Annotated in this window: 7 protein-coding genes; 5 read left to right on the forward strand and 2 right to left on the reverse strand. The window is 69.9% G+C overall.

Annotated features, from left to right (window positions below; translation table 11 throughout):
- Positions 1–346 precede the first annotated feature (346 nt).
- Positions 347–2,443 (forward strand): peptidylprolyl isomerase, encoded by a 2,097-nt coding sequence (locus D7X55_RS30360; RefSeq protein WP_121724888.1) that lies wholly within the window; start codon positions 347–349, stop codon positions 2,441–2,443.
- A 16-nt stretch (positions 2,444–2,459) separates the two neighbouring features.
- Here D7X55_RS30360 and D7X55_RS30365 read toward each other — a convergent pair whose 3' ends face one another.
- Complete coding sequence (locus D7X55_RS30365) at positions 2,460–3,581, reverse strand: HD domain-containing phosphohydrolase (RefSeq protein ID WP_120546671.1); 1,122 nt, start codon at positions 3,579–3,581, stop codon at positions 2,460–2,462.
- 247 nt (positions 3,582–3,828) lie between these two features.
- On the opposite strand from D7X55_RS30365, the gene D7X55_RS30370 reads away from it, so the two are divergent.
- The 4 genes from D7X55_RS30370 (at position 3,829) to D7X55_RS30385 (ending at position 8,036) form a co-directional block, all read left to right on the forward strand.
- Positions 3,829–4,830 (forward strand): dihydrodipicolinate reductase, encoded by a 1,002-nt coding sequence (locus D7X55_RS30370; protein WP_120546672.1) that lies wholly within the window; start codon positions 3,829–3,831, stop codon positions 4,828–4,830.
- Positions 4,831–4,850: 20 nt separating this feature from the next.
- Positions 4,851–5,300, forward strand: a complete 450-nt coding sequence (locus D7X55_RS30375) for a MaoC family dehydratase N-terminal domain-containing protein (RefSeq protein ID WP_014397671.1) — start codon at positions 4,851–4,853, stop codon at positions 5,298–5,300.
- Positions 5,300–6,004 (forward strand): MaoC family dehydratase, encoded by a 705-nt coding sequence (locus tag D7X55_RS30380; protein ID WP_120546673.1) that lies wholly within the window; start codon positions 5,300–5,302, stop codon positions 6,002–6,004. Before D7X55_RS30375 ends, D7X55_RS30380 begins: the two co-directional genes overlap by 1 nt.
- 187 nt (positions 6,005–6,191) lie before the next feature.
- The gene (locus D7X55_RS30385) at positions 6,192–8,036 is read left to right on the forward strand and encodes an acyl-CoA dehydrogenase (protein WP_120546674.1); all 1,845 of its coding nucleotides are present in this window, start codon (positions 6,192–6,194) and stop codon (positions 8,034–8,036) included.
- Positions 8,037–8,103: 67 nt separating this feature from the next.
- On the opposite strand, the gene D7X55_RS30390 is transcribed toward D7X55_RS30385, so the two are convergent.
- The gene (locus tag D7X55_RS30390) at positions 8,104–8,559 is read right to left on the reverse strand and encodes a biopolymer transporter ExbD (RefSeq protein WP_120546675.1); all 456 of its coding nucleotides are present in this window, start codon (positions 8,557–8,559) and stop codon (positions 8,104–8,106) included.
- Positions 8,560–8,615 lie beyond the last annotated feature (56 nt).

The following is an 8,615-nucleotide window of genomic DNA, read 5'->3' on the forward strand; positions in this document are numbered from 1 at the left end:
GTCCTGGCGCGGGCCGGGGCAGGGCGCGCGCGGGGCTCCGGAGCGGCGCGGGCCGGAGGAGGCCGCGAGCGCGGAGGCGGACGGACGCCGGTGCTCTCATCCTCACCGCCAGCATCCCCTTCGTCCCCACCTCCCCCGAGGAAGGACTGGTCGATGATGTAGTCGCAGTTGGGGCAGATGGCGGTGTCGTCCGCGACCTTGCGATTGCAGCCTGGGCAGTTCAGGACCGGTGCTCCGGGAGGGGGGAACGGCCCGATATCTTCCCGGCCCCGGCGCGCGGCTGTCAAACCTGTTCAGCGGCATAACCCCTGGATTTTCGCGGGGAATTGACCTAGCCAATTCGAGCATGGCCCGCCTGCCCGCCGCCGTGTCCGCCGGATTCCTCCTCGTGAGCGCCTGTGTGCGCTCGGTGCCGACGCCCGACGTGCCTCCGCCCCAGGAGTCGCCCGCACAGCTCATCGAGCGGATCCAGGACTGGGAGGACCGCCGCTCGCTGGGAGACGGCGAGCTGGTGCGGCTCGCCACCTCCGCGCGGGATTGGGCCGTGCGCGTGCGCGCCCTCCGGGCCCTGGCGCGCATCCAGGACGTGGCGACGCTGGAGGCCGTCCTCGTCGGGCTGACGGCGCCGCGCAATGCCGTGCGCGAAGAAGCCGCCTTCGCGGCGGGGGAGCTGGCCCAGTCCTGGGAGCCGCTGCCGGAGGAGGCACGGACGGCGCTCACGGAAGCGCTGGTGCGCGCCGAGGCCTCGGAAGCCTACGCCCGGGTGCACGACACGCTGCTGGAGTCCCTGGGCAAGCTGGCCACGCCTGGCGCCGTGGAGGTGCTGACGGCCCGGCTTTCTCCGGCCAATGGCCCCTGGTCCGAGGCCGCGGCGACGGCGCTGGGCGTGGCTGCGCGCAAGGCCGGGCCCGCGGCCGTGGCGAACGTCCCCCTGGAGACGATCCGCGCGCTGCTGGATCCCCGCTTGCGGAGCGAGGTGAACGTCGCCGGGGCGTACCTCCTCGCGGCGTCGAAGCGGCTGGATGCCGTGGAGGCGCTCGGGTCCTGTCTGGCCAACGCGCATCCGGATGCGAGGGCCCTCTGCGCGAAGGGCCTGGGCGACGTGGGCAGCCCGCGGGACACGACCTCGCTGCATCTGATGCTGGGCGGACCTGAGTTCCGCGTGTCGGCGGAGGCAGCGCGCGCGCTGGCGAAGCTGGCGGCGAAGTGCGAGGCCGGTGCGCCTTGCGCCCCGCTCATCGCCCTGGAGAGCCGGGTGCCCCTGGCGAAGCAGGTGGCGGAGGGAAGGGCCGCACAGGGCCACCTGTTCCTGGCGGTGGCGCAGCAGGGACTCCCGCTCCAGGGCCGGCCGGTGTTCGTGAGCTGGAGGAAGGCGTTCGCGGAGGCCGACCGGAGCGCGGCCACGGAAGAAGCCCACGCGGACCTGGCGTGGCTCGACTGCCGGATCGCGGCGGCGATGGACCGGCAGCAGGGCACGCTGGATCAGGTCCGCCAGTGCGGCTACGGCCGCGTCCCCGAGGCCCGCTGGCTCGCGCTGGGACTGCATGAGGTCGCGCAGTTCAAGGGGCAGCCTACCGGCGCCGCGTTCGCGGTGCCCTACCTGAACCACGTGAGCCCCATCGTGCGCGGCGCCGCGCTGGACGCCCTCTCCGAACGCCCCGTGCCCGAAGCGATGGCGCCCATTCGCGCGCTCATTGGAGGCGGTGACGCGGTGGTGGCGGGGCTCGCCGCGGCCGCCGCCGGCAAGCTGAAGGACGCCGAGGCCCTGCCCGCGCTGGAGGCCCTGGCCGACCGCGTCCCCAAGGAGCCGGACCTGGCGGAGGCCGTGGCCGGCGCGCTCGTCGCGTTGCAGGGAAAGGCCGCGGAACCCCGTCTGCGCGAATGGCTGAAACATCCACATGCGAACGTGCGCCGGGTCGCGGCCGAGTCCCTCACGTCCCTCACGGGCGCTCCGGTCCGCTCCGCCCGTGTGGAGCTGCCTCCGGAGACGTACCGTCCGCCCGCCGCGCCTCCCGGCACGACGCTCACGCTGCGCACGCGCAAGGGCGACATCACCGTCCTGCTGGATCCGGGCGCGCCGCTCACGGGCGGCAACCTGATGTCGCTCGCGAAGCAGGGCTACTTCCGGGGCATCACCTTCCACCGCGTGGTGCCGGACTTCGTCGCGCAGGGCGGAGACCCGCGCGGAGACGGGGAGGGCGGTCCCGGCTACTCCATCCGCTGCGAGATGACGCGCCGACGATACGCCCGGGGCACGGTGGGGATGGCGCTGTCGGGCAAGGACACCGGGGGCAGCCAGTTCTTCTTCACGCACTCACCGCAGCCGCACCTGGACGGCCGCTACACGGCCTTCGGTGACGTGATTCAAGGCATGGACGTGGTGGACGCGCTCATGGAGGGCACGGTCATCGACGACGTCATCGTCGGCACCCGCGCCCCCTGACGCGGGCCTTCGTGCCTCAGGCCCCGGCGGCGCGAGCGGGCACGGGCTGTCCGTTCGCGTCCAGCTTCGCGCACGTCCAGCGGTGGCTCTCCGCCTCCTCCATCGCCTCCACCTCGCGGCGGATGCGCGCCCACTCCGTCTCCGGCAGGCCGAGGAACGCCTCCGCGAGCATCGGGTCGAACTGCGTGCCCGCGCAGCGGCGCACTTCATCGCGCGCGACGCTCATCGGGCGTCCCTTGCGATAGGGCCGGTCGGAGGTGATGGCGTCCAGCGTGTCCACGAGGCAGAAGATGCGCGCCCCGATGACGATCTCCTCGCCCTTGAGCCCCAGCGGATAGCCCTTGCCATCCCAGCGCTCCTGGTGCTGCAGGACGATGAGCGCCGCCTCGTGCAGGTAGGGCATCTTCGCCAGCATCCGGTAGCCGAACTCCGGGTGCAGCTTCATCTCCACCCACTCGTCCGGCGTGAGCGGGCCGGGCTTGAGCAGGATGGAGTCGCGCACGCCAATCTTCCCGATGTCGTGCAGGAGCGCGCCCTGTTCCACCACGTCCAGCGCCGCGCCGGTGAGGCCGATCTCCTGCGCCAGCCGCCGCGCGTACAGCGACACGCGCCGCGAGTGCCACTGCGTCTCCGTGTCGCGGTAGTCCAGCGCGCTGATCAACCCGTCCAGCAGCCCCGTGGTGCGCTCCATGACCCGGCGCTCCAGGCCCTCGTTGATGGCCAGGAGCTCCGCGTTCTTCTCCGCCACCTCGCGCGTCAGCCGCTCGTTGGCCGCCACCAGCCGGTGGTGCTCGAAGGCCTGACGGATGCTGCTGGTCAGATCGCTCAGCGCCCACGGCTTGCCCAGCAGCCGGAACACCTCGCCCCGGTTCACCGCCTCGGACGCCGTCTTGAAGTCCGCCGCCGCCGTCAGCATCAGCCGCACCGCGCGGGGGTTCTTCTCCCGTAGCGCGGACAGCAGCTCGATGCCGTTGAGGTACGGCATCATGAAGTCCGTCAGGACGACGTCGAAGCCCTGCTCCCGCGCCGCCACCACCGGATCGCTGTGCGTCACGACCTCGTAGCCCTCCGCCTGGAGGATCCGGGACAGCGCCGCGAGGATGAGCACGTCGTCGTCCACCACGAGGATTCGGGCCATGGGCAGGTTCGCTCCAAGCAAAGAGACTGCGTTCTTTCTCAAAGTCTTATAGCGGGTCCGCAGACGGCCAAACAGGCCCCCCCAAGCTTTCCAGTGCCGCTAAAGCACCGGAATTCTTGAAGTTTCACTCAAACCGGAGGTCGCGGGACTCCACGTCCTGCTTGCCTGCCCGTCGAGCCGTGTTCTATGGTGGCCGCCTACCCAACGTAAATGGCTGTAACCCCTTGGAATTCGGGAGCAATCTCCGATGGCTAGAGCCCCTGATGGGCCGGTGCCGGTGGTGGTGATGGGGCTGGGGTTCATCGGGCAGGAGATTGCCAGGGCTGCCCTGTCGTCCCCCGAAGTGGAACTGATCGGCGCGGTGGACTCGCAGCCCTCCCTGGTGGGTCGCCCCTTCAGCGACGTGCTGGGGCAGGCCGGGCCGCGCTTCAAGGTGTCCGACTCGCTGGAGAAGGCCGTGGGGCGCCGCAAGGGCGTGGTGGTGCTGCACGCCACCAGCTCGCGGCTGTCCCAGGTGATGGATCAGCTGCTGGACGCGCTGAAGCTGGGCCTGCCCGTGGCCAGCACCTGCGAGGAGCTGGCGTTCCCGCACCTGAAGTATCCGGAGCTGGCGGACAAGCTGGAGCGCGCCGCGCAGAAGGCGGGCGTCGCCATCGTGGGCACGGGCGTGAACCCGGGCTTCGTGCTGGATCGCCTCATCGCCACGGCCGGGCAGGTGTGTGGCCCCGTGCGCAAGGTGACGGCCAGCCGGGTGGTGGATGCCCGCACGCGGCGTGAAGCCCTGCAGCGCAAGGTGGGCGCGGGCCTGTCGGAGGAGGAGTTCTTCGACCTGGTGGACCGCGAGGAGCTGGGCCACGTGGGGCTGGTGGAGTCCGCGGCGCTGGCGGCGCTGGGGCTGGGGCTGGACTGTGATGACTTCGAGGAAGAGGTGACTCCGGTTTTCGCGGAGGAGGACATCACCGGCGGCGCATTTGTCGTGAAGAAAGGCCGCGTCGCGGGCATGTTCCAATCCGTGGTGGGTTTGGAGGAGGGGCAGGAGCGGGTCCGCCTGGAGCTGACCATCGCTGTGGGGGCGGACAACCCACGGGATCGCATCGAAATCGACGCGGATCCCAGACTGGTGCTGGAAATCCCGGGGGGAGTGGCGGGCGACCGGGCCACCGCGAACGCGCTGGTGAATGCCGCGCCACGTTTGACGGCCGCGGAGGCCGGGCTCCTGACGGTGCTCGAGCTTCCGTCAGGACGCTGAAGATTCATCAGGAGAGGGAAATGCTGGACAAGAACGCGATTGGCCGCGCCTCGCCGCCGACGCTCAACGAGGTGGAGAAGGGCGCCATCCGGCGCTTCGCCGAGGCAATCGGCGACTACAATCCCATCTACTACGACGAGGAGTACGCCCGCGCTTCGGGCTACCCCACCATCGTCGCGCCGCCCACGTTTCCCGCGTCGTTCCATTCCGCCGCGGACCTCCGGGAGCTGTTGGGGGTGGGCATCAAGAGCCTGCTGCACGCCGAGCAGGGCTTTGACTACGAGCGGCCCATCTTCGCGGGGGACCGCATCTACGTGTCCACCCGCGTGTCGGACGTCTTCGAGCGGCCGGGCATGTCCGGCAAGATGGACATCGCGGTCATCGAGGACGAAGGCCGGGACGAAGAGGGCAACCTCGTCTTCCGCGCCCGCCGGACCCTCGTGGTGCGTGCCGCCAAGGAGAACGCCTGATGCCCGCGCGCAAGCTCTACTTCGAATCCATCCGCGTCGGTGACGAGCTGCCGGCGCTGGCCAAGGCCCCGGTGGACCGCGTCCAGCTGTCGCGCTACGCGGGCGCCTCCGGCGACTACAACCCTGTGCACGTGGACGAGATCTACGCCAAGAGCGTGGGCATGCCGTCCGTGTACGCCCCGGGCATGCTGGTGATGGGCATGCTGGGCCAGCTCATCAGCGACTGGGCCCGCGGCGGCCAGCTGCGGCGCTACAACGTCCGCTTCATCAAGATGGTGTGGCCGGGCGACACCGTGGTCTGCAAGGGCCGCGTGAGCGACCGCCACGGCTCCGGCGGCCGGTACTTCGTCGAAATCGACCTCTGGGCGGAGAACCAGAAGGGCGAGCTCGTCATGAAGGGCGGCTCGCAGATCCAGCTCTTCTACTCGCTGGAGGACGAGAACCGGCAGCGCTCCGGCCAGTCCCCCATCGTGGTGGAGGTCCCCCGCGAGAGCCTGGTCGTCCCGGCCCCTGCCTCCTCCGCCGAGGCCGCCTCGAGCGCCCCGGCGCCCGCCGCCCCGGAGCGCGACCGGGACGAGGACGACGAGGAGGACGAGGAGTCGGACGAGCCCCGCTCCGGCGCCTCGTCCAAGAAGACCGCCCCCCGGGAGAAGCCCGCCGCGAAGACGGCGTCGCTCCCGGCCGCGAAGAAGGCCAGGAAGTAGGCGTTCCAAGACGAAATCCCGCGTTCGAGAAGGGCGGCTTCGACCGCTCGTCAACGCGGGGTGTCATCTTGGGTTGACTCAAAAATCAGGCGACGCCACACTTCCTGCGTCACATGGGCCGCTGACCCTTACTTTTTCCCGCCCTGCGGGAAGCAGGCAGGCAGCGAGCCCCTACGCAGGAGTGGCCATGTCCGCCGGCATCAACACCTACAAGACCGACCTTCGAGAGATCTTCTTCACGCTGTTCGAGCAGTTCGGCTTCGGCCAGGTGGCGGGCACGGCCCCCTATGACGCCTGGGGCCCGGACGAGGCGAAGGCGGTCCTCACGGAGACGTACCGCTTCGCCCGCGAGGTGCTGGGGCCCCTCAACTCGGTCGGTGACCGTGAGGGCTGCCGGGTGGAGAACGGCTCGGTCTTCACGCCCAAGGGCTTCAAGGACGCCTGGGGCAAGCTCTACGAGCAGGGCTTCAAGACGGTGGCGGTGAGCCCGGAGCACGGCGGCCAGGGCGCGCCGATGATGCTCCAGGTGACGGTGGAGGAGATCCTCTCCGGCGCCAACACGGCCTTCAACATGTACCCGGGCCTGGCGTTCGGCGCGGCGGAGGTCATCGCCGAGTGCGGCACGCCCGCGCAGCAGAAGCAGTTCGTGGAGCGCATGCTCAACGGCACGTGGGGCGGCACCATGTGCCTCACCGAGCCGCACGCCGGCTCCGACGTGGGCGCGGCCAAGTCCACCGCGAAGCGCAACGCGGATGGCACCTACAGCATCAAGGGCACCAAGATCTTCATCTCCGGCGGCGACCATGACATGGCCGGGAACATCATCCACCTGGTGCTCGCGCGCATCGACGGCGCGCCGGTGGGCACCAAGGGCCTGTCGCTGTTCATCGTCCCCAAGCTGCGCATCAACGCGGACGGCTCCGCGGGCCAGTCCAACGATGTCACGGTGGCGTCCATCGAGCACAAGATGGGCATCAACGGCTCGGCGACCTGTGTCCTCAACTTCGGTGAGAACGACGGCTGTCTGGGCGAGCTCGTGGGCACGGTCGAGCACGTGGGCATGAGCCAGATGTTCAAGATGATGAACGGCGCGCGCATCGCCGTGGGCATCCAGGGCGTGAGCCTGGCGTCGGCCGCGTACTACAACGCGCTCGACTACGCGAAGGACCGCAAGCAGGGCTCCCACTTCACCAAGTGGAAGGACCCGTCCGCGCCGCGCGCCTCCATCATCGAGCACCCGGACGTCCGCCGCATGCTGCTGGACATCAAGGCGCACGTGGAGGGCATCCGCGCGCTGATCATCAAGCTGGCCATGCACCTGGACAAGGCGAAGCAGCTGGCGGGCAAGGATGACGACGCGGCCACCTACCACAAGGGCCAGGTTGAGGTGCTGACGCCGCTGGTGAAGTCCTACGGCTCGGATCAGGCCTTCCGCCTCTGCGCGCAGGCCATCCAGGTGTACGGCGGCGCTGGCTACATCCAGGACTACCCGGTGGAGCAGTACACGCGCGACTCGAAGATCTTCTCCATCTACGAGGGCACCAACCACATCCAGGCCATGGACCTGGTGGGCCGCAAGATGGGCCAGGCGGGCGGCGCGCACTTCCAGCAGTTCATGGGTGACGTGGGCAGCTTCGTGGAAGCGCACCGCGACCACCCGGTGCTGGGCGAGGCCGTGAAGACGCTGGCCGGCGCGCAGGAAGGCCTGATGTCCAGCGCGATGGCGCTGTTCGGCTGGTCGCAGGACGCGGGCCGCTTCCCGCTCATTCCGCTCTCCGCCAACCGCTTCCTCAACATGATGTCGGAGGTCGCCGTGGGCTGGCTGCTCTTGGACGCGGCCGTCATCGCGGAGAAGGCCGCCGCCAGCGTGGCCGCGGACCACCCGGACAAGGCGTTCTACGAGGGCAAGAAGTTCAGCGCCCTGTGGTACGCGCGCAACGTGCTGCCCAACGTGGAGTACGCCGCGCGCCTCATCGCCACCGAGGACACGTCCCCGATGGACATCACCGACGCGGCGTTCGGCGGCGTCTGAGTCAAGCGCCTGAAGTCCTGAAGTGAAGAAGGCCCTCCGGCACGTGAAGCGCCGGGGGGCCTTTCGCTCAGTTGCCTTCGCGCACGCCGATGGCGAGCTGCGCGAGGCCGGCCTTCTTGGCCAGCTCCATCACCTGCACCACGGTGCCGTGGGGGACGCCTTCGTCCGCCTGCACGATGACCACGGTGTCGGGGTTCTGGTTCTTCGCCGTGTCGAAGGCCTGCTTCAGCTCGGCCTCCGCGACGACGTTGCCCGCGAGCACGAAGCGGCCGTCCGCCAGCACCGCGACGGACAGGTCCGTGGTGCGCGCGGTGACGTCCGCGGCGCCGCCCTTGGGCAGGTTCACCTTGAGGCCCGCCTTGGCGCCGCCACCCGGGCCCTGCTGGGTGATGACGGAGCTGGTCACCATGAAGATGATGAGCAGCACGAGCATCACGTCCGTCAGCGGCGTGATGTTGATCTCCGCGAAGCCCGCGCCCTCCACCTCGTCGTCGCCCGAGCCGGGCGTCTTTCCCATGGCCATGGTGGGCGTGTCTCCTTACGGGGCGGGCTGCGTCGCGCTCTCGCGCGGGGGCCTGT

Source organism: Corallococcus sp. AB049A, from assembly GCF_003668885.1.
Lineage (GTDB): Bacteria > Myxococcota > Myxococcia > Myxococcales > Myxococcaceae > Corallococcus > Corallococcus interemptor.